This window comes from Borreliella sinica (assembly GCF_033969665.2).
GTDB lineage: Bacteria > Spirochaetota > Spirochaetia > Borreliales > Borreliaceae > Borreliella > Borreliella sinica.
Map to the genome: position 1 here is coordinate 699,747 of NZ_CP135180.1, position 21,193 is coordinate 720,939.

Genomic DNA, 21,193 nt, shown 5'->3' on the forward strand with positions numbered 1-21,193 from the left:
GTTTTATGTAAAATTTTAATATATGAATAAAAAACTTAATAATGTTTTATTAAAATTGGATCAAAATTTAATAAGATTTGTAAAAGGTTCTCTTGATTTAGAAATATCAGGGGTTACTTACAGTTCTAAATTAGTTTTGCCTGGTTTTGTGTTTTTCGCTCTTCCAGGAATTCATTTTGATGGACATGATTTTATTGAAAACGCAATTCAAAAAGGTAGTAATGTTATTGTATGTTCACGAGATATTTATTTTTACAACCCCAATGTTACTTATATTAAGGTGGATGATTTTAATATAAGAAAATTTATGTCTAATTTTTCAAATATTTTTTATGATGAGCCTTCAAAAAAATTAAAAGTTATTGGAGTTACTGGTACTGACGGTAAAAGTTCCGTTTGTTATTACATATACTTGCTTTTGAAAAATAAAGGCGTTAGAGTAGGCTTTATATCGACAGTATTTTTTGATGATGGTAGTGGGAGTTTAATTAAAAACCCTTACAGACAATCAACTCCTGAGTCTACAGAAATTCATTTATTCTTAAACAATATGGTTGAAAATGAGGTTCAATATGCGATTCTTGAATCTACTTCTCATGGGCTTGATCGTGAAACAGCAAGGCTTATTGATGTTAATTATTTTGCGGTTGTTTTTACTAATATTGGACATGAACATCTTGAATTTCATGGTACAATTCAAAATTATCTGAATGTAAAGCTAGGGCTTTTCCGATCAGTTAGTGACGATGTGGGTTTTGGAGTTATTAATCTTGATGACTTTTATTCTTCTGAATTTAAGAATGCTGTTAAAAAATCCTTTACTTATAGTTTAAAAAGTAGTCAAGCAGATTTTTTTGTCAGCTTTATTGATGAGAAAATAGATTCTACCGATTTTGAATTTTATCACAAAGGAGTTAAATATTTTGCTAATGTTAATCTGTTGGGGAGTTTTAATGTTGAGAATGTGATGGCTGCTCTTATTTTGGTTTCTCAAATTTTAAATAGTGACATTCAAGACATTGTTGAGAGTCTTATTTGTCTTAAAAGTCTTGATGGGCGTATGGATAGTGTTAACTTGGGGCAAAATTTTTCTGTAATAATTGATTATGCTCATACACCCGGTTCTTTTTCTAAGCTTTTTCCTATTTTTAAAAGATTTGCTTCAAATAGATTGATTTCTGTTTTTGGCTCTGCAGGAGAAAGAGATGTTGCAAAAAGATTTTTACAAGGGCAAATTTCAGATATTTATTCTGATTTAATAGTACTTTGCGATGAAGATCCAAGAGGAGAGAATAGTATGTGTATAATTAAAGATATTGCAAAAGGAATTGTGAAGAAAGTCGTAAATCAGAATTTATTTTTCATTCCTGATAGAATGCAGGCTATTGAAAAAGCAATAAGTCTTGCAATAGAGGGAGATTTGGTTGTGGTTTTAGGCAAAGGTCATGAAAGTTCAATAATTTATAAAAATAGAGAAGTTTTTTGGAATGAGCAAGAAGTAGTTAAAAACGCCATTTTGAGTTTAGAAAAATCAAAAAAGGAGAAGTGATGTGCAAAAAAATCTTATGTTAATATTTGGTGGTGTGTCTTTTGAACATGAAATTTCTTGTAAATCCGCTTATAGTATTTATATAGCTCTTTTAGATCTAAATAAATATTATGTTTATCCTGTTTATATTGATAAGTGCACAGGTATCTGGTATTTATTAGATTCTGTTTCTGATTCTCCAGATCCTATCAATGTAGATTCTTTGCCTATTGTTAGTTTATTGCCAGGTATTGGAATTTTTTCAAATAATAAAAATCTTGAGATTGATGTTGTTTTTCCTGTTGTTCATGGAAGAACTGGTGAGGATGGCGCTATTCAGGGAGTTTTAAAAATGATGGACATCCCTTGTGTTGGTGCTGGTATTATGGGAAGTGCTATTTCTAGTAATAAATACTTTTGCAAACTTTTGCTTAAAAGTTTTAATATTCCTTTAGTGCCCTTTATTGGTTTTAGACAATATGATTATTTCTTAGATAAAGAGGAAGTAAAAAAAAAGGTTAAGGAGATTTTAGGCTACCCTGTTATTGTTAAACCTTCGGTATTAGGGTCTTCTATTGGAATAAATGTAGCTTACAGTGAAAATCAGATTGAATCTTCTATTAAGGAAGCTTTAAAATATGATCTTACCGTTGTAATAGAGAAATTTATTGAGGCTAGAGAGATAGAATGCTCTATTATTGGGAATGAAAAGATGAAAATATTTTCTCCTGGAGAAATTGTTGTGCAGGATTTTATATTTTATGATTATGATGCTAAATATTCTGTTATTCCCGGAAATTCTATTATCTTTAATATCCCCGCACATCTTGAGACAAATCAGCTGTTAAGTATTAAGGAATATGCTTTTCTTGTTTATAAGAATTTAGAACTCAGAGGTATGGCAAGAGTCGATTTTTTTGTTGAAAAAAAAACAGGAACAATTTATCTTAATGAAATAAATACTATTCCGGGATTTACCGATATATCTATGTTTGCCAAAATGTGTAGTCATGATGGTCTTCAGTTTAAAGACTTGGTGAATAATTTAATTGATTATGCTTTTCAAAGTTTCATTAATAGAAAAAAAAGGATTAATTTTGAAGATTAATTTAATTTTAAATTTTTTAAATTTTCAATCTCTTTATCATTTGTTAGTTTAAAGTATTCAAGATTTTTATATTTTTCTGCTTTAGGCAATATTCCTGAATATTTTATCTTGTAAGTGTAATTTATCTTTATGTTTTTTTCTTCTGAGTTATTGACTTTATTGTAAATTTTAACTTGATTTTTTTTAACATGAAGATTTGCAAATGCTTCATATGCTATGTCATCTTGAGATTTAAGAGTAAATGCGATTGTTGTTTTTTTAGAGTTAATATTTTTAAGTGAAAAAATAATTTTATTGGCTAATATTTTATAAGGGGTATTGCTTTGATAAATTATCAGTTTAGATGCGTTTTTAAAATGTAATTCGATTTGATTTGCAATTTTTTGAGTAATTAAATCAATTCTATAAACAGCCCTTTCTGCTATATCTATTTTTTTCAAATCTATATTCATTAGATCATCATCAGCTTTAATGTTAGTTTTTAGTGTTTTTTCGTTTGCTTGTAAAGTTATATTAAAGTCATTTGAAATTATTTGAATAGGATTTTTGTTGCCCTTTAGGTATTCAATTTTTATTTTATTTGTTTTTTCTGGAAAGTTAACCGTTTGTTCTATTGTTATTTCATCCCCTTCTTTTTTGATATTGCTAGATATTATAATTGTGGTTATTAAAAAAAAGGCCACAAGTCCAATTTTTTCAGCTTTTTTTAAATTTTGTTTAATTTTTGAAAGTTTAGATTTTGAATGTTTTGAGATGTTAATAAATATAGTTGAAAAAAAGCAAATTGAGATTAGATAGCTTAGTGTAAGTGTATTTGTGATTGATGTAGTATTTTGTATTAATGTTATTAAAACAAAATTGATTATCCAAATAATTATTACTATTATTTTTTGAATAATAGTATTTTTATTTGGTTTTATTAATAGAAGAATGCTTTTTATGATAATTATTAAGATAAATTCTATTTTAATAAACATTAATATTATTAGTTCAATCATAGAGGTTGATATTGCCAGATATTTAAGTTGCCTGTAATTTAAATATATTGTGAAATTATATGTAAAAAGAGACAAAAGATTGTGAATAAATAAAGTTGCAAAAAAAGTGATTAGATATTTAAGATTCAATATACCGTAAGTCACTGTGTTTTCATTGCTTGCAAATATTTTATCTGTAAGCAATAAAGATAGGTACGTACTTAAAAATAAAGTAAAAAACAACCTTACCAATTTATAGTAATCATTTTTTACTTTCTTCATGATCAGTCCAGCTTCTTTGAATTTTCTAATAAATACAATTATTATTAAGTTGTAACAAATGTAAATCAATGTTATTAAAGCTATTTCATTGATTATTATTTTTTTAAAAGGCGTGTCGATTACAACATAGTGTATTTCATCAGTATTTTTACTTTTGTGCTGATTAGTTAATGTTTCTTCTATTGATTTGTATATTTCAAAGATAGTATTTTTATTTTGAGTCAATATAGAATTCACATTGTTATTTATTATTAAAAAGGGTATGGATTCATCCCAATATAGATTGTATAAATTGTTTAATTTTTTTTCAGTTATTTTTGCTGCATTAAAATCAAGTTTATTCTTTTCAAAGGCTTTTATAATAGCTTTTAAAAATCCCAAATTTGTTTTTGAATTTGTTATAAAAGATTCATTTTCTAAGAAAATTTTATTTTTTACTTTATTTTCGTTTAGCATTAAGTAAATTGTATTTGCACTTTTCCCTAAATAATTATTGCTAAGTAAAATTCTGCTGCTAATTATTGTATTTTCTTCTAAAGAATCATCTTCAGCAAAAAAAAAATTTAAGTTATTTTCAGGGTTAGTATTTTTAAGTTTACTCAAAAGCTCAATAGCAATTCCAATTGCTAAATTATTTTTTAAATTATTTAATATTTTGATTGGAATGATTATATTATAAGTATTTGTGCTTTTCCCTTTGATTTTAGAATGTATTATTTTTTGTGAATATCCAATAAATCCAATTTCTTGCAAAGAATATTCCATATATTTAATTTCATTTGCATTGAAATATTTTTTTATATAGTTAAAAGTGTCTGTTATTTTTTCTTGCCTCTTGTTTGGTTGATGAATTTTTTCAATATGCTCTTTTATGTTTTTTTCAATTTCTGTACTTGCAATTTTATAGCTTGGATCAGATACATTTTTTTCCATTTTGTTTGGTGCAATAGGGGTATTTGTTGAGTTTATTAATAATAATAATGGTAACAATATCCTAATTGTCATAATTTTTAATATCTTCTTCTACTTTCATTATTTGTAAGATATTTGGGTTTTCTTTTAAAGCCGAAATAATTTTTGTTATATTTTTAGTATTTGATGAGACTATTATGTTTGTTATTCCGTGACCATTTCCGCAGTCTTCTATTTTTTCGCTAATAAGTCTTACGTCGTTGATTGTGAAAATGTTTTCAAGATAGCTAAATATCCCTTTCAATTCTTTTAAAAGCAAAATAATGTGATGCACTTTTCTAGTTGGTGTTGCTTCCCACTCAACTTCAATTAATTGATTTTTTTTATAGTATTTGAGCTTTTGACAATTTTCATTATGTACTATTATTTCATCTTTATGTATTATTCCAATAATATCTTCACCTGTTGTAGGATTGCATTCAGAGTCTATTGCAATTCTTTTTATTTTGTTTTTGGTATAAGCTTTAAATAAGCTAAAAAGTTTTCTTTGCTCTTTATTTGCCCCAACAAGATATGCAATAATATTGTTGTCTACAAAAATTGTGTTATCATTTTTGTTAAGCCATGATCTAATTTTTGATCGGGCTTTTTTTGTTCTCACGCTGTTTAGCCATATTACATCTGGTTTTGAGTCTTTTGATGTGAATATTTCAACAATTTGTTCGTTTTTAAGTGGTTTTGTGATTGAACTTATTTTTCCATTTATTTTTGCATAAAGAGCTTGGTCTCCAATATCTGTGTGTATTATGTATGCAAAATCAATTGAATTTGATCCGAAAGGAAGCTCTACTACTTCTCCTTCTGGGGTGTAAACATATATAAATGTATTTAACAACTCTTTGTGTATATCATTCATTGAGTATTGGCTTTTGTTAGCTGATTCTTGTTGCCATTTTTTTATTCGGTTTATAAATGAAAGATCATCGGCTTTAAGTGCAATTTGCTCTTTGTATATCCAGTGAGCTGCAACTCCATAATTAGCAATTCTGTCCATTTCTTCTGTTCTAATTTGTATTTCAATAAGCTGGTTGTCCTCAGGTATTCTTACAGTAGTGTGTAGTGATTGATATTTATTTTCTTTTGGACTTGCAATATAGTCTTTAAGTCTTCCTGGGATTGGTTTCCAAACTCTGTGAACAATTTCTAATATCTCATAACATTCTTTTTGTTTTTTGCAAATTATTCTTATTCCTAGAGTATCAAAAATTTGAGTAAGCTTGTTTGTTCTTGCTTGCATTTTTCTAAATATTGAATAAAAGTGTTTTGACCTTACTGTGATTTCCGCTTCAATTCCGCTTTTTTGAAGTTCTTTTTCTATTGATAATTTACCTTTATATAATTTTTTTTCTCTTTCTATTTTTGTTTCAGATAAAAAATTTTTTATTTCTTTGTAGTCTTTAGGATAAAGATGCTTGAATGAAAGATCTTCAAGATATGTTTTAAGAGATGAGATTCCAAGGCGTTCTGCTATTGGAACATAAGTTGAAAGGCAATCTTTTGCAATCCTGTCTTGTCTATTTTTGGGTAAATAAGAGAGGGTTGTCATATTGTGAAGTTTGTCTGCCAGTTTTATTATTATTATTCTAATGTCATGCGTCATTGCAAAAAACATTTTTGAAATAGTATTAGCTTCTTTTATACTTCTTGTTTTATTGTGTAAATCATGGATTTTTGTTACGCCATCTATTAAGCTTAAAATTTCTTCGTCAAATTCTTTTACTATTTCTTCTTTTTCAATATTTGTATCTTCAAGTACGTCATGGAGTAACCCAGCAATAGTTGCTTTAAAATCCAGTTGGAATTTGGCAAGAAATAATGAAACCATTATTGGATGAATAATGTAAGGTTCTCCACTTTCTCTGTATTGACCGTAGTGAAGCTGTTCTGCTATTTCTAAAGCCTTAAATATGTTTTTTCGTTCAAATTCATCCTTGTAAGTGTTCTCAATAGTTTTTTTGAAAATATTTCTAGCTTTTTCAAGATCATTTATCTTTATTAAGTGTGCAATCTCATATGCTTGTATCATGCCCTTTGTCCTAATACCAGCGCTCTTGCTCTTTTCTCAAGATCATAAATGGTTTTTAAATATGTAAATCCTTTATTAATTGCAAAATCCTTAAGATTTTTTATTTGCCAAGGAGCCGATTCTATTATTAAGAGTCCATTTGGAGCAAGCTTTTCTTTTGCTTGACTTAGTATTTTTCTAGAAATACTAAGTCCATCTTTCCCAAATCCTAAAAGAGCTTTTGCGGGTTCTTTGTTTATTTTATTTTTTATTTCTAATTCTTCTTTGTTTAAATAAGGAGGATTAGAAATAATTATATCAACCTTTCCCTTTATACAGTCTAGCAAATTAGAGTGAATTATTTCTGCAAATTTTTCAAGCTTAAGCTTTTTTATGTTTTTTATAACTATTTGTAAAGCTTTTATTGAAATGTCTGAGAGCATTACTTTTTTTTTCGTGTAATAGGCAATGGAAAGTCCTATGCATCCGCTGCCGCAGCATAAGTCTAATATTTTTTTAAAGTCATTTTGTTGAATTTGAATTAAGGCTTCTTCCACCAAACATTCTGTATCAAATCTTGGGATTAAGACGTGCTTGTTTAGCTTAAATTCAATGCCCATAAATTCTTTTTTTTGTAGTATGTAGTGAATAGGAGTTCCTTTTTCCATTTTATCTATTTGAGCAAAAAAAAGGTTTTTTTCTCTTTTTGTCAAGCTTTTTTTTGTATTTGCAATTATTAACTCTTTTTTTGTTTTTAAAATTAATTCAAGTATTAGTAGTGCCTCTATTGTATCTAGATTTTTACTTTTAGCATAATTTATAACTTCTTTTACATTCATTGCTATACGTTGTTACTTTTTAATATTTGTTCTTGAAGTTCTATTGTCAAGGGATCAAGAAGTGGATCTAGTTCTCCTTGCATAAATTCTTCTAATTTATAAAGAGTGATGTTTGCTCTATGATCTGTTATTCTATTTTGAGGAAAATTATAGGTTCTAATTCTTTCAGATCTATCTCCCGAACCCACTTGTTGTTTTCTATTGTTTGATCTTTGTGCTTGTTTTTTGGAATCTTCAAATTCATAAAGCCTTGCTCTTAGTATTTTCATTGCTTGATCTTTGTTTTTATGTTGACTTCTTTCATTTTGGCATTGTACAACAATTCCTGTTGGAATGTGCGTTATCCTAACTGCAGAATCGGTTGTATTAACATGTTGTCCACCAGCTCCAGATGATCTGTAAACGTCAATTCTTAAATCTTTTTCGTTAATATCAATTTCAGTTTCTTCAATATTAGGTAATACCGCTACAGTGGCAGCCGAGGTTTGAAGCCTCCCGTTAGATTCTGTTATAGGGATTCTTTGAACTCTGTGAACTCCACTTTCGTATTTTAATTTTTTAAACACATCTTTTCCTTTAATTTCAAAGATTATTTCTTTAAATCCCCCAAGCTCTGTTTCGTTGAAGTTTATGATTTCTGTTTTCCATTTTTTACGCTCTGAATATTTTATATACATGCTATAAAGATTGTTTGCAAAAAGTGCAGCTTCTTCTCCACCTGTTCCAGCTCTAATTTCAATTATTATATTTTTACTATCATTTTCATCTTGAGGTAAAAGCAGTATTTTTATTTGATGTTCAAGATCTTCTTTCTTTTTGTCTAATTCAATCAATTCTTGTTTTATTAGTTCTTTCATTTCTTGCTGATCTTCTTCTTCCAAGATGGTTTTGTTATTATTAATTTGGTTTAATATTTTTTCGTATTCAATTTTTTTAGTATTTATTTTTTCTAAGTATGTATATTCTTTTATTATTTTAGAATATTTTTTTTGATTTTTAATTAGATTTATATCTTGCAATTTTTCTTCTATTGATTTAATCTTACTTGTTGCTGAATTTAATTTTTCTAAAAACATTATGATTTCTCCTGAAAGATAGTAATAGTTTATATTAATTTTAGATTTTTTTGTTAGATTTTTTAGTAAGTTTTGCTTTAAGATGTCTGTTTTTATGTTTTCTTTTAATATTTTTTTAATAAACTGTTTTTATGTAATAAATAGAATAAACTTAAGCAAAAAGATCAATTATATTTTTTCATGTTTTTTTATATAATAAATGTTATTAAGTTGGATATTAAAGTTAGATTAGATTTTTTGTATTCGTATATAAATTGAGCTTTGAGTATTATTATTTGTGGGTGTGTTCAAGGTAGTTAAAGTTGTATCTTTAATAAACCGATTTAAAAGGGGTATTTATGTTGAATGAAAAAATTTTGGATGCTTTAGAGGATCTTTCAAATATTTCTGATGATCAACTTCTTGATGTCACTGAGAAATCAAAAAGAGGGTATCAGTTGATTAAAGAAGAAAGGCTTTCTGAGGCAGAAAGTTTGTTTTCTGATATCCTTGAAAAGGATAATGAGAATAATTATGCGCTTGTTGGACTTGGCGATATTGAAAGGAAGAAGAATAATTACGATAAAGCAATAGTTTATTATCAAAGATGCCTTGTAAAGCATCCAAACAATAATTATGCTCTTTTCGGACTTGGAGATTGTTACAGAAATTTGGATAATTATAAAAAAGCTACAGATATATGGGAAGAGTATTTAAAATATGATCCTGAGAATATAACGGTTTTAACAAGAGTTGCCTCGTCTTACAGGAAGCTAAAAAATTTTCAAAAATCTAAGCAAACGTATCTTAAGGTAATGGAATTAATGCCCGAAAATGATTATGCTCTTGTAGGAATTGGTCATTTGTATTATGACTTTAAAGAATATAAAGAGGCTTTGAGGTATTGGCTTAAAATGTATGAGTTGAATCAGTCCAAGATTGATGTTAGGGTATTAACTTCAATTGGCAATTGTTATCGCAAGCTAAGGGAATTCACCAGAGGAATTTATTTTTTTAAAAAAGCTTTAGAAATTTCACCTAGCAATTTTTATGCTGTTTTCGGACTTGCTGATTGCTATAGGGGAAATAAGGAATATAAAGAAGCTTTAAAGTATTGGCTTGATATTATCGAAAAAGATCCGAAAAATAATTTGGTTCTTACAAGAGTAGGAGATGCTTATCGTTATTTAAGTGATTATGAAAATTCTCAAATTTATTATAAAAAAGCTCTTGATGTTGATTTTGATATGTTTGCCATACTTGGACTTGCTCTTATTCAAAAGGAACAAGGTAAGTATGAAGAAGCATTAATAGCTATTAAAAGTTTGATTAAAAACAATCCCAAAAATTCAGCATTATATGTTAGTGCTGCTGAATGTTACGAAGCATTGGGACAGATTGGAGATGCTGTTGATATTTTATCGAGCTTTTTACATCTTGGTATGAAAAATATTGTTGTTATCGACTATCTTACAGCTCTTAGGAAAAAAATAGAATGACTAACTGTTTGCTTGAAACAGAAAAATCTATTTTTTTTGATAAATTAATAGATACCCATGTTCATTTTTATGAATTAAAGAAAAAATCTTTGGATGTCAATTATATTATTAATGAATGTTTTAAAAATGGCTTTTCTTATTTTCTTGACGTTGGTTTGCACCCTAGTGATTTCAACAATAGAAAAAATCTTTTAAGCCCATATTCCAATGTGTTTTTATCAGCTGGTATTCATCCTTTAAATTTAGATGATAATTTTAAAGATGATATTAAGCAGCTTGAAAAAATTTTGACTAGCGAGAGTGTTGTTGCCGTTGGTGAGATAGGTCTTGATTATTTTAAGGCAAATAACAAAAAATTTCAAATTAAAGTTTTTGAAGAGCAATTGTATTTGGCTAGTAGATATAAAAAGCCAGTTATTTTGCATATAAGGGATGCCTATGAGGATGTTTATAATGTTATAAGGTCTTTAAATTTTTTAAATAGGGGCATATTACATTGTTATTCAGGAACTTATGAGTATGCTAAAAAATTTATTGATTTGGGATTTAAAGTTTCCTTTTCGGGTAATATAACTTTTAAAAATGCAGAATCTTTAAGGATTGTTGTTGGCAAATTAAATATTAATGATCTTTTAATAGAAACGGACAGTCCTTTTCTAGCCCCAGTTCCATTAAGAGGGAAAATAAATTCACCTTTGTTTTTGGGATATGTATGTCTTGAGATTGCAAGGATTAAAAATTGCTCTGTTAATGATGTTGCTATTGCTTTATACAATAGCTTTAAAGATCTTTTATTGTTATACTAAACTCTATTTGTAGTTATTTGTTTGCATTTTTTATTATTGATTGCAAATTTAATCATTTTTATTGTTTATAAATATTAAATTCATATTGAAAATTTTTTTCAATATTTTTTACTATTTGTATCAAATCAAATTCTTTAAGAGTGATTGCATATTCTAGCTTAATAATTTTCAAATCCTTTCTTGTATTGCCAATTAATACAAATTTTATATTTTTGAAAAAAGGTGAATTTGATATCTGTTTTAGAATAATATTATTATCTCTTAATGAGAATAATATTATTGTTTTTATTTGGGGGGTAATAAATGTTTTCATATAGGATATGTTTTGTTCGTTTATTAGAGTAATATTAATATTTTTTTCTTTACCTTTTTTTTCCAAGTATTCAAGGTCTTCGTTATTTAGAGATTTGTCTCTAAATAATAATGTTTTTTGTAAGTCTATTGATTTTTCGTTAATCAGAAAATCAATAGATTTTTTTAGAGAAAATTTTATGTTTGATAGATAAAAAATTTTTTCTTTTAGAATTTCATCATTCAATATTTCATTATTTGATTTGTGGGTTAATAGTATTTTTTGTGCTGTTTTAAGCTTATCTTTTGCAATTTCTAAATTTTTTTCATTTATAAATAGTATTTCATTTTTTATGAATGGGGTTTTTTGAATTTCAAAAAAATATTCAGTTGCATCCGAAAGAATTATTGCATAATTAAATGGTTTTTCAACAATGGAAGATTTGTTGCATCCTTGTGTTAAAACTACTAAGATCACTATTATGACGAATGTTTTTGAGCCAAACATTTTACTTCCTAGCATATTTAATATTGATTACTATAAGTATTAAAATTAATGCAAATATTATTAACGCATAGATTCGCATATTGGTTAAAATTAATGTTTTCAATATTGTAATAAATAATCCTAAAAATAGAATAGGCAAAAGAATAATTTTGTATTCTTTTGCCGAGCATTTTTGGCATTTTTTAATTTTCTTTTCAAAGATTATGGCTGAAAATATTAACTCTACTGCATTAAGTATTGGTAACTCAATGTATTCATAGATCTCAAAGGTTTTGCTATTTAGGATTGCTATTTCTAGGTTTTTAGAAAATATTAGTCCAAATGCAAAGTATATAAGAATTGTTATTTTTTTTTTAAATGAAGAATTTTCATTTAAAGTAAAAAAAAATATAAATATTAATAGTGGAAATATGTAGTAGTACAAATGTTCTTTTATGAATATTGAAATTCCCAAGCTTATTCTTGATGTGTAATCTAATTCGAATGATTTGTATAAAATAAATTCTTGAGTTAAGTAAAGAAAAGAAAAAATTGTTATTGCAAAAAATATTGCTAAAGCATGAGCTTGAGTATTTTTTGTTTTATTTTGTCTTAACTGAGTGCTCATGTATATTTGAAGTATTAGTGGTAAACTCGTCAATAAAAATAAATTCATTGTAATTACAATTCTACTTTTAAAAGTTTTTTAAATCAATCGATCGATTTAAAAAACTTATGTGATTTGTCCAGTTATTTTTTCATTAATGTCTATTTATTTTATTACTTTTTCCAAACATTATTCTTAGAATTTACTTTTTAGCGAATGTATATTAAAATTAAGTATTAATGTTAATTATTAATTGATTTAGGAGTATATATTTTTTAGATGATAAATAGAAATGCTAATAGAGATAGGGATAGGTCCAGATCAAATGACAAGGAATTGAAAATTAATTATAGAATTAAGGCTCATGAGGTAAGAGTTATTTTTGAGAATGGAACACAAGAGGTTTTATCGATTGAAGATGCTATTAAAAAAGCAAAAGAAGCTGGACTTGATTTGGTTGAGGTTTCTCCTCATGTATCTCCCCCGGTTTGCAAGATTATTGATTATGGAAAATATAAATTCCATCAAGAAAAGCGTCAAAAAGAGCAAAAAAAGAATCAAAAAGTAATTAAGCTTAAAGAAGTCAGAATGCAGCCCAAGATAGATGCCCATGACCTTGATTTTAAATCAAAAAACATTTTAAGTTTTCTCAAAGACGGGAATAAAGTTAAAGTTACAATAAGATTTAGAGGGCGTGAACTTGCTCATACATATTTAGGATATGGCATTTTAGATAGTATTCTTGAAAGAGTAGGGGATGTAAATTATGTTTTGGAGTCTGCGGCTAAAATGGAAGGTAAGACAATGTTTTTGATTGTAGCGCCTAAGTTTAAAAAATAAATATTAAATAAAAGGGGATAAAATGGCAAGTAAGATGAAAACACGTAAGAGTGCAAAAAAAAGGTATTCCTTTACTGTAAATGGTAAGGTTAAGTATAAAAAACAAAATTTAAGACATATTTTGACAAAAAAATCTTCTAAGCGTAAGAGAAATTTAAGGAAGTCGGGAAATCTTTCTTGTTTTGAGGTTAAGAGAATTAAAACTTTATTACCTTATGGTTAAAATAATTTTAGGAGATAGATATGGCTAGAACTAAAAATGGCACAGTTCACGTTGCAAGGCGTAAGCGGATTTTAAAAAAGACAAAAGGTTTTTGGGGTACTAAAAAGAGTAACTATAAAAAAGCTAAGGATACATTAAGAAAAGGTATGATGTATGCCACAAGAGATAGAAAGGCTAGAAAAAGGGATTTTAGGCGTTTGTGGATTTCAAGAATTTCGGCTGCTTTAAGTGATACTGGTATTAGTTATTCAAGATTTATTGAAGGTTTATTGAAATCTAATATAAAAATTAATAGAAAAATTTTGTCTAATTTGGCGATTGAAGATGCTGAAACTTTTAAAAAAATTGTTTTAGAAATAGAAAAATGAAAAATCAAAACTCCTGGGGGGTTTAATTTTAAGAATTAGAGTTATTTTTTTGCGACATCTCATTTAATTTAGGAATTTGAAGGTTTTAGTCAATGATAGCTAGAAGCATTTCAGAGGTTAAAAATAAAAATTCCGCCTTGAAAAATAGCGCTAAATAAAAATATTCTTATATTGGCTTTTTGGGAGTTTAATTTATTTTAAGGATTATTATTGTGCAGCTTATTTCTCTTAATAATATTGAAAAGCAGGAGAGCTTTATTTATTATAGAAATTTATATTTTGCTGATGCTGTTTATGAGTATAACAATACCTTAGAAATTAAAAAAGTAAAGTTTGTAATTGAGGTTACTCCTTTAGGGGAAAAGCATATTACCATTGATTTTGTAGATCTTGTGAATTATCCCGTTTTAAAGTTAATGGTTGCAATTAAAAGGCTTGTAATTGATTTGGAGTTTAAAGGTAAGCTTCCTTGATTTTAGAATTTAAATCAGAAAAAAAAATGCTAAATTTTTCTAAATCTTTTTTTTATCCTTTGCCAATTGGTAAAATATTTACTTTAAGTGGTGAGATGGGATCTGGAAAAACCAGTTTTTTAAAAGGACTTGCTTTTAATCTTGGAATTTCCTATTTTACAAGTCCAACTTATAATATCGTTAATGTTTATGATTTTATAGATTTTAAGTTTTATCATATTGATTTATATCGAGTGTTTTCTTTAGAGGAATTTGAACTTATTGGAGGATTGGAAATACTTTTGGATCTTGATTCGATTATTGCTATTGAATGGCCACAAATTATTTTAAGTGTTGTTCCAAAAGACAGATTGTTTTCTTTAACTTTTAAAATAGTCGGTTCAGGTAGGGTTATAGAATTTAATGATTAATACACTTGCATTTGAATATTCATATGAAGCATTAATAGTTTATTGTAGAATTAATAATGAAAATTTTTCACTATTAAAACCTAAGTCAAATTTTAATTTTAGTATTCCAAAAATTTTCAATGACTTTGTAGTTAAAAATAACATTGATCTTAATCAAATTAAATTAATTATAAATTCTTGTGGGCCCGGCTCTTTTACCGGTCTTAGAATTAGCTTAAGTTTTGTCAAAGGTCTTGCTTTGGGTCTTTCTATTCCTTTTGTCAATGTTTCTACATTAGATGTTTTTGCAAATTTATCTAAAAACAGTTCTAGTCTAATTGCATTAACTTTTACCGCTGGTAAATATTTTCTTGGACATTATAAAAATTGTGAATTGATAGGTAATATTTTTTGTTTTTCTAAGGAAGATTTGTTTGAGTATTTAAATCGGATTGATCCGAATTCAGTACTTATTGGCAACAATCTTGAAAATGTTTGTAAAGAATTTAATTGTAAATTTAAAATCGTTGAAAATTTAAGTTCTTTTGGAAAAGTTTTAACAGAACTTGGGATAAATAAATACTTAAAAAATGGTAAAAGCGATGATATTTTATCGGGACCGCTTTATATAAGACAAAGTGATGCAGAAATTAATTTTCGTTCTTAAAATAGTGGTTGAATAGGCTTTTAATTTTGCCTATATTGCGATTGTCTTTTAGTATTGATTTTTTATTTTCTTCTATAATAAATTCATAAATTTCAGATCTAAATATTTTAATATTTTCAGGAGCCTTAATTGCTATTTTAACAGTATCCTTTTTTATCTCCAATATTAAAACCTCAATGTTAGAGTTTATTTTAATACTTTCATTTACTTTTCTTGATAATACTAGCATTTTTATTCCTTGAAAACTTTATGGCGCAGTGAGTATTTTTCATTTGTGCATATAGCCTGTTTTCCAAGTAAATTTTTTTTATTTATTATGATTGGTGCTTTTAGATTGGCTGTAATTTCTTTATAATCATTAACATGCATATTGATTATACATAGTATAACTTTTTCATCTTCTGCTTTTACTTTAATGTCCGACCAATCTTTTTCTTGGATATTTGGAAAGTATTCATTTAGAAAATTAAAAGGAGATGTTACTAAAAAACTTACGTCTTTATTAATGGATTGCATAATAGAAAAAGGCTTATATTTAGAGTCTTTTATTATAAATTTTTTAATGCTTTCAAACCCAAGTATCCCTTCAGGAAAATCAAATTCTATACTTTTGTCATTTATCATTCTATTTTATAAAATCTAATAAAGTTGTCTGCATTATTTTAGCAGAGATTCCTAAAGATACTTGATAAGCTAAGCTTGCCATATTTAAATTAGTTATTGCTTTTGTTACGTCAAGATCTGTGTATTGAACCATATCTTCTTTCATGTCTGCAGTTTCTTTGCTTATTCTTTCATAGCTTCTGTCAAGTCTATTTTCTTTTGCTCCAAGTTCTGCAACGAATATAAGCAATCTTTTTAAGCTCTCATCAATTTCTGCTAGGCTTCTACTCCCAACAAGCTCTTCTTTATTATTGTAAAGTGTGTCTCTGAGCTCAATAAGTGCATCGAAAATAGATCTGCTTCTAACTTCTGTATTGCTAGCAAGATTATAAGGAGGTAGTTTAGTATCATTATTTTTGGTAAGTATTCCAAGTGTTTGTAAAACATTTGATTCTTTTGCTTCTGATATCCAAATTTGGTGTGGAGTTGTAGTTTTAATAGACAATGAGTTTAAAACAGGATCAATACTTGCTTCAACAGGCGCTGAAGATTCATTGATTTTTGCAACAATGTCAAGAGCAGTATCCCCCACTGTTAATCCTATTTCAATATTGTCAATATAAATTTTTGTATTTTCTTTTACGGCAAATCCATTAGTGTTTATTGATGAGATAATATTTTGGTTTTGCGAGAAGAATATTTTATTTCCGGGATAATTATTTGACATATGCACTTCATTGTATACCTCTGTTTCCTTTTCAGCCTGGTTGCCACTGTATTCTACTTTGATTATTTGAGGACCTTCACCTTCTTTGCTTATTTTGCTTATTTTGTTTTCTCTAGTTACTTTAAATGCCTCACTATCGATTTTGGTTCCCGAGAATATACTGTATCCATCAGGTCCTTTAGCGTTCGCTATTACAACAGCATCTTCGAGCAAAGCATTTACTTCTTTTGATATCATTTTTTTGTCATCTGCTTCGTAAGTTCCGCTTGCTCCTTGAATGGCAATTTCTTTGGCCCTTGTTAGAATGTTTGTAAGAGATTGTAAGTATCCTTCTGTATAGCGTAAGTTACTCTTGGAAGTACCAATATTTTTTATATATACATTTAGCTTAAATATATCGTTATCTAGTCTTATTGTGTGAGCAACACCCGTTGGATCGTTTCTTAGTTTTACAATTCTTTTTCCGCCTTTGTATAAGTTTTCTAAAAGTTTTGTAATTTTAGACTCTTGCTCTGCTGCAGAAGTTTTTAAATTTTCATATGTTAATGGATGGCTTACTCTATTTATCATGTTTATACTCCCATTTTATTTATTATTGTGTCTATTAGTTCGGCAGAAACAGTAATAAATTTACTTGCAGCAATAAAGGCTTGTTGAAATTCGATCATGTTTGCAAGTTCTTCATCTTTGTTTACTCCAGAAATAGACATTCTTAGATCTGTTAAATCTTTTAATATTTGAGATTGGCTTTCTTTTGTGATTTCTGATATTTGCCCTTTTATTGCAATATTTGATGCTGTATTTGCAAAGTAATCATTTAGCGTTAAATTTTTACCAATCATAATTTGAGAATTTCCAAAAGATGAGATTCTTAGTGCTGCTTGGTTATTGCCCATAGATATTTCGTTTGTTGGATTTTTGATTCCCGCTGCTATTTTTGAAGGATCTGAGCTTATTGTGTCTGCAACTTTTATCCATGCTGCAGGATTTTTTAGAGGTGAGATTGAATAAGTCGATTTAGGTATTAACTTGTCTGTTGTGTTAATATTTTTATAATCATAAGCTCCTTCAGGTCCAGATGCGTTTAACATCCCTGTGTATGTTGTTAGAAATAATCCAGAATCTTCTATATGTTTTATTCTAAATGTTATGTTTTCATTTTCTTGTTCTTTGACAGCTTTGATTTCAAGCTTACCTTCTGAGTTAATTCTTGCTGTAACTTGTGCATTGGAGGTGTTTATTCTATTTATTACATCTTGAACTGTATCTGGAGCATTGTAAGGTATTTCTATAATCTCATTGCTATTTGTAGCCCCAAATTTAAGAGTTCCGTAAAATCCCAATTTTTCTTCTGGGAATATTTCGTTTGTGCTATTAATTTTGAAAATATGAACGGAATCAAATTGACCGTTGCCGTTAGTATCATATCGACCACGATCATCAGTTAATTTTAATTCTTGAGAAAAAAAGCTTCTTCCGCTTTTTTTGTCCATTCCATGTCCTACTTCATGTATTTCGTTTACAAGTTCTGTAATGTTGGCAGCTATATCATTTAATTCATCGATTTCATTTTTAATCTCTGCATCTCTTATTTCAAGCAAAGATCCTAGCTTTCCCGTTTTAAGGTAGACCTTATCATTATTTGTCCATAAGATATTCCATCTGGTTCTAGTAGGGCCGTTTGTAGCTTCTAATTTAAATTCATTGGCAATCGAACCTTGTACGAGGTGTCTCCCTTCTGAGTGAATTAAAAATTCATTAGGATCCTGTTTGTTTTCAATTGATACGCTTAGTAGATTGCCCAATTTTTCAACCATTAAATCTCTTGCATCCATTAGGTCATTTGGATTGTCTTTCATTGCTTGAGATTTCGAAATTTGTTTATTGAGATTTGCAATATTTCTAATGTAATTATTTGCCTCATCTGTTGTAATTTTTATTTCATCGTTTGCCATTATGTAAATTCTTTCAAGCGAATGGAATCTGCTTCTTATTGCTTCACAAAAAGATTTACCTCTCTCTAGGATTATTTTTCTTTCTGCTAAACCTTGCGGTTGATTTGTCAGATCATGCCAACTTTCCCAAAAATCATTTAATCTTTTTCTTATTGATTGATCTTCAGGTTCGTTATAAACATCCTCTAACATTGATATAAACTTGTCTTGTGAAGTCCAGTACCCTAGTCGGTGGGATTCTTCAATGATTCTTGTGTTAAGTAGCTCATCTTTTACCCTGTCTACAGATTGAACCGTGATTCCTTGACCTAATTGTCCTTGTTTTTGAGCTCTGTTTAGTTGTGGAACATAAAGAGGAATTGCTGTTTTCATTGTTACCCTTTGCCTTGAATATCCAGGCTTTGTAGCATTGGATAAATTGTGTCCAACTGTATTCATAGCATCTTTATGTGCAAATAAACTTCTTTTGCCAATTTCTATTCCTGAGAATGTTGAATCCACTCTAAACTCCTTTAAAGTTTTTTATTTATTAAAACGGAAGCTTCGTTTAAGCGTCCAATTCTTGGTCCATAAGGGTTTTTGTAAGTTACATTTTCTACACTATCTTGGACATCTTGAAATATTATCGCTAACGTGTCAAGGGATGTGTTTACATAGTTTTGTATTATGTAGTTTAAATTTTTAATATTCAGAATACCAATTTTCAGTTTATGTAGATATTCGTATATTTCTTTTTTGCAAATCGTAGTTAATTTCTCCACAGCTTCATAAGTTGACTCAAAATTTTCATTTTTGGTAAATTTTTTCCAAATTTCGTCTCTTTTGCTTTCAATTTCTTTAAAATTTTCAAGTGATATTTTTGTTTTGTTTACAATTTCTTTGAGTCCCATTTCATTTTTATTGTCGATATTTTTTTTTATTTTTAAGTATGATTCATATATTTCGTCTACTAAGAGAAGTTCTTTTTTCAAAACGTCTCTAAGTTCAATTTCAAGTTTTGCTTTCATTTTTATAAAATTAATTATAAGCCATTGTAAATATATTTACAAATCAATTTTGTCTTTTTATTATGTTGTAATGTTATAATATGTTAGGGTATGAGTAAACTTTTTGAAAGAGATGATGATATTGTAGCTCTTGCAACCCCCTTTTTAAGTAGTGCTTTATGTGTGATTCGTAGCAGCGGCGCTTCTTCTATTTATAAATTTTCTAAAATTTTTTCAAATCATTCCGCTCTTAATTCAGCATCTGGCAATACTATTCATTACGGTTATATACTAGATAATGAGAATAATTGCAAAGTAGATGAAGTTGTTGTGTGTTTGTATCGAGCACCAAAAAGCTTTACAGGGCAAGATGCTATTGAAGTTATAGCTCACGGTTCTGTGATTGGAATTAAAAAAATTATAGGTTTGTTTTTAAAAAGTGGGTTTAGAATGGCTGAACCTGGTGAGTTTACTTTACGTGCATTTCTTGCTAAAAAAATTGATCTTACAAAGGCAGAAGCAATTAATGAGATTATTTTTGCTAAAACCAATAAAACCTATTCTCTTGCAGTTAATAAACTTTCTGGAGCTTTATTTGCTAAAATAGATTCAATAAAAAAATGTATTTTAAATTTTCTCTCGGCGGTTAGTGTTTATTTGGATTACGAGGTTGATGACTATGAAATTAACATTCCTTTTGACTTGATTTTAAACAGTAAGGCTGAGCTTAAAAAATTAATTAATTCTTATAAAGTTTATGAAAAAATTGATCATGGTGTTACTTTAGTTTTAGCAGGCTCTGTTAATGCTGGAAAATCTTCGTTATTTAATTTATTTCTTAAAAAAGATAGATCAATTGTTTCTTCATATCCTGGTACCACAAGAGATTATATTGAAGCAAGTTTCGAACTTGATGGTATTTTATTTAATCTTTTTGATACAGCAGGTCTTAGGAATGCTGACAATTTTGTTGAGAGATTGGGAATTGAAAAAAGTAATTCTTTAATAAAGGAAGCATCTTTAGTAATTTATGTAATTGATGTTAGTTCAAATTTAACAAGAGATGATTTCTTGTTTATTGATTTAAATAAATCTAATAGTAAAATATTGTTCGTTTTAAATAAAATAGATTTAAAGATAAATAAATCTACTGAGGAATTTGTCCGTTCAAGCGTATTAGATTCTTCGAATTTAATAATGATTAGTACTAAAAATTTAGAAGGAATAGATATTCTTTATGACAAAATAAAAACGCTAATCTCGTATGAGAGGGTAGAGATTGGACTTGATGATATAATTATATCATCAAGTCGTCAGGTGCAACTTTTAGAAAAAGCCTATGCTTTGGTTTTAGATTTATTGGGTAAAATTGATCATCAAGTAAGTTATGATATGTTGGCATTTGATGCTTATGAAATTGTTAATTGTTTAGGTGAAATAACAGGAGAAGTTAGTAGTGAAGATGTTCTTGACAATATGTTTAAGAATTTTTGTTTGGGGAAATAA

General features: G+C 27.8%; 21 protein-coding genes and 1 pseudogene. 11 read left to right on the plus strand and 11 right to left on the minus strand.

Translation table 11 applies throughout. The features are described from left to right. Positions 1-22: 22 nt before the first annotated feature. On the plus strand, positions 23-1,549 hold the full coding sequence (locus tag QIA41_RS03295; RefSeq protein ID WP_320292601.1) for a UDP-N-acetylmuramoyl-L-alanyl-D-glutamate--2,6-diaminopimelate ligase: 1,527 nt from the start codon (positions 23-25) through the stop codon (positions 1,547-1,549). A 1-nt stretch (position 1,550) separates the two neighbouring features. Further along, complete coding sequence (locus QIA41_RS03300; protein ID WP_320292602.1) at positions 1,551-2,636, plus strand: D-alanine--D-alanine ligase; 1,086 nt, start codon at positions 1,551-1,553, stop codon at positions 2,634-2,636. On the opposite strand, the gene QIA41_RS03305 is transcribed toward QIA41_RS03300, so the two are convergent. The 4 genes and pseudogenes from QIA41_RS03305 to prfA form a co-directional block, all read right to left on the minus strand. Continuing rightward, positions 2,633-4,900 carry a hypothetical protein gene (locus tag QIA41_RS03305; RefSeq protein WP_320292603.1) on the minus strand — a complete coding sequence of 756 codons (2,268 nt, stop codon included), beginning with the start codon at positions 4,898-4,900 and terminating at the stop codon, positions 2,633-2,635. The two genes, QIA41_RS03300 and QIA41_RS03305, sit on opposite strands and share 4 nt — an antisense overlap. Further along, the gene (gene spoT / locus QIA41_RS03310; RefSeq protein WP_320292604.1) at positions 4,890-6,893 is read right to left on the minus strand and encodes a guanosine-3',5'-bis(diphosphate) 3'-pyrophosphohydrolase; all 2,004 of its coding nucleotides are present in this window, start codon (positions 6,891-6,893) and stop codon (positions 4,890-4,892) included. The genes QIA41_RS03305 and spoT overlap by 11 nt, the downstream gene beginning before the upstream one ends. Next, positions 6,877-7,711, minus strand: a pseudogene (gene prmC, locus QIA41_RS03315) (peptide chain release factor N(5)-glutamine methyltransferase). Before prmC ends, spoT begins: the two are co-directional and overlap by 17 nt. Positions 7,712-7,713: 2 nt before the next feature. Continuing rightward, on the minus strand, positions 7,714-8,787 hold the full coding sequence (gene prfA, locus QIA41_RS03320; protein WP_320292605.1) for a peptide chain release factor 1: 1,074 nt from the start codon (positions 8,785-8,787) through the stop codon (positions 7,714-7,716). A 338-nt stretch (positions 8,788-9,125) separates the two neighbouring features. On the opposite strand from prfA, the gene QIA41_RS03325 reads away from it, so the two are divergent. Both QIA41_RS03325 and QIA41_RS03330 read left to right on the plus strand, forming a co-directional pair. Beyond that, positions 9,126-10,265 carry a tetratricopeptide repeat protein gene (locus QIA41_RS03325; protein ID WP_320292606.1) on the plus strand — a complete coding sequence of 380 codons (1,140 nt, stop codon included), beginning with the start codon at positions 9,126-9,128 and terminating at the stop codon, positions 10,263-10,265. Beyond that, positions 10,262-11,071: a TatD family hydrolase gene (locus QIA41_RS03330; protein ID WP_320292607.1), complete on the plus strand. Its 810-nt coding sequence runs from the start codon at positions 10,262-10,264 to the stop codon at positions 11,069-11,071. The genes QIA41_RS03325 and QIA41_RS03330 overlap by 4 nt, the downstream gene beginning before the upstream one ends. A 58-nt stretch (positions 11,072-11,129) precedes the next feature. Here QIA41_RS03330 and QIA41_RS03335 read toward each other — a convergent pair whose 3' ends face one another. Continuing rightward, on the minus strand, positions 11,130-11,870 hold the full coding sequence (locus QIA41_RS03335; RefSeq protein WP_320292608.1) for a hypothetical protein: 741 nt from the start codon (positions 11,868-11,870) through the stop codon (positions 11,130-11,132). Between the two features lies 1 nt (position 11,871). Then, entirely contained in the window at positions 11,872-12,525 is a 654-nt protein-coding gene (locus QIA41_RS03340) for a YIP1 family protein (RefSeq protein ID WP_320292609.1), read from the minus strand. A gap of 210 nt (positions 12,526-12,735) precedes the next feature. Here QIA41_RS03340 and infC point away from each other — a divergent pair, with 210 nt between their 5' ends. The 6 genes from infC (at position 12,736) to tsaB (ending at position 15,416) form a co-directional block, all read left to right on the plus strand. Next, the gene (gene infC / locus QIA41_RS03345; protein WP_320292610.1) at positions 12,736-13,296 is read left to right on the plus strand and encodes a translation initiation factor IF-3; all 561 of its coding nucleotides are present in this window, start codon (positions 12,736-12,738) and stop codon (positions 13,294-13,296) included. 22 nt (positions 13,297-13,318) lie between these two features. Then, positions 13,319-13,519 (plus strand): 50S ribosomal protein L35, encoded by a 201-nt coding sequence (gene rpmI / locus QIA41_RS03350; protein ID WP_004792027.1) that lies wholly within the window; start codon positions 13,319-13,321, stop codon positions 13,517-13,519. A 20-nt stretch (positions 13,520-13,539) separates the two neighbouring features. After that, on the plus strand, positions 13,540-13,887 hold the full coding sequence (gene rplT, locus QIA41_RS03355) for a 50S ribosomal protein L20 (RefSeq protein WP_320292611.1): 348 nt from the start codon (positions 13,540-13,542) through the stop codon (positions 13,885-13,887). Between the two features lie 212 nt (positions 13,888-14,099). After that, the gene (locus QIA41_RS03360) at positions 14,100-14,360 is read left to right on the plus strand and encodes a hypothetical protein (protein WP_320292612.1); all 261 of its coding nucleotides are present in this window, start codon (positions 14,100-14,102) and stop codon (positions 14,358-14,360) included. Next, complete coding sequence (gene tsaE / locus QIA41_RS03365) at positions 14,357-14,770, plus strand: tRNA (adenosine(37)-N6)-threonylcarbamoyltransferase complex ATPase subunit type 1 TsaE (protein ID WP_320292613.1); 414 nt, start codon at positions 14,357-14,359, stop codon at positions 14,768-14,770. Before QIA41_RS03360 ends, tsaE begins: the two co-directional genes overlap by 4 nt. Then, positions 14,763-15,416, plus strand: a complete 654-nt coding sequence (gene tsaB, locus QIA41_RS03370; RefSeq protein WP_320292614.1) for a tRNA (adenosine(37)-N6)-threonylcarbamoyltransferase complex dimerization subunit type 1 TsaB — start codon at positions 14,763-14,765, stop codon at positions 15,414-15,416. The genes tsaE and tsaB overlap by 8 nt, the downstream gene beginning before the upstream one ends. On the opposite strand, the gene csrA is transcribed toward tsaB, so the two are convergent. The 5 genes from csrA to QIA41_RS03395 are packed head-to-tail and all read right to left on the minus strand — an operon-like array spanning position 15,400 to position 19,708. Next, positions 15,400-15,645, minus strand: coding sequence for a carbon storage regulator CsrA (csrA, locus tag QIA41_RS03375; protein WP_320292615.1), 246 nt, complete (start codon positions 15,643-15,645; stop codon positions 15,400-15,402). The two genes, tsaB and csrA, sit on opposite strands and share 17 nt — an antisense overlap. Before the next feature lie 2 nt (positions 15,646-15,647). Continuing rightward, the gene (gene fliW, locus QIA41_RS03380; protein WP_320292616.1) at positions 15,648-16,040 is read right to left on the minus strand and encodes a flagellar assembly protein FliW; all 393 of its coding nucleotides are present in this window, start codon (positions 16,038-16,040) and stop codon (positions 15,648-15,650) included. A 1-nt stretch (position 16,041) separates the two neighbouring features. Next, positions 16,042-17,316, minus strand: coding sequence for a flagellar hook-associated protein 3 (locus tag QIA41_RS03385; protein WP_320292617.1), 1,275 nt, complete (start codon positions 17,314-17,316; stop codon positions 16,042-16,044). Positions 17,317-17,318: 2 nt separating this feature from the next. Next, on the minus strand, positions 17,319-19,202 hold the full coding sequence (gene flgK, locus QIA41_RS03390) for a flagellar hook-associated protein FlgK (protein ID WP_320292618.1): 1,884 nt from the start codon (positions 19,200-19,202) through the stop codon (positions 17,319-17,321). A gap of 11 nt (positions 19,203-19,213) precedes the next feature. Next, positions 19,214-19,708, minus strand: coding sequence for a flagellar protein FlbF (locus tag QIA41_RS03395; RefSeq protein WP_320292619.1), 495 nt, complete (start codon positions 19,706-19,708; stop codon positions 19,214-19,216). Between the two features lie 90 nt (positions 19,709-19,798). Between QIA41_RS03395 and mnmE the strand changes: the two genes are divergently transcribed. Continuing rightward, a complete protein-coding gene (mnmE, locus tag QIA41_RS03400; RefSeq protein ID WP_320292620.1) occupies positions 19,799-21,193 on the plus strand; it encodes a tRNA uridine-5-carboxymethylaminomethyl(34) synthesis GTPase MnmE in 1,395 nt (464 codons plus the stop codon).